The sequence below is a fragment of the Mesorhizobium sp. M1A.T.Ca.IN.004.03.1.1 genome (assembly GCF_003997555.1).
In the GTDB taxonomy this organism is placed as follows: domain Bacteria; phylum Pseudomonadota; class Alphaproteobacteria; order Rhizobiales; family Rhizobiaceae; genus Mesorhizobium.
Genome location: NZ_RZTV01000070.1, coordinates 1 through 382, shown reverse-complemented (window position 1 = coordinate 382; position 382 = coordinate 1). Strand labels below are relative to the sequence as shown.

The window sequence follows — 382 nt, the reverse complement described above, 5'->3', positions numbered from 1 at the left end:
GGCGAACCTAAGACCCGGCGACGAGGTCGTGGTGAAGGCGGGGACCTACAACGAAGCTATTAACATCGACACGGACGGCTCGGCGGCAGCCGACATCACGCTGCGCTCGGAAGTGCCCGGCGGGGCGCTGATCCGGCCGCCCGCGGGCTCGTGGAACGCGATCAGTGTCAACGCCAACCACGTGGTAATCGACGGCTTTGACATCGGCGGCGCCAAAGGCGACGGCATCGAAGCGAACAACGTCCACCACGTCCAGATCCTCAACAACAAGGTCCATGGCAGCGGGGAGTCGGGCATCCAGTTCAACCAGTCGGACTTCGTCCACATCGAAGGCAACGAGACTTACAATAACGCTTCGACAGGCTGGTTCTCGGGCATCTCC

The 382-nt window shown here is 62.3% G+C and carries 1 protein-coding gene; it reads left to right on the top strand.

What is annotated here, in order from left to right; genetic code table 11:
• Nucleotides 1-382, top strand: a 382-nt coding sequence (locus tag EOD29_RS30720) for a right-handed parallel beta-helix repeat-containing protein (RefSeq protein WP_206520524.1), incomplete at both ends; no start/stop codon positions are given.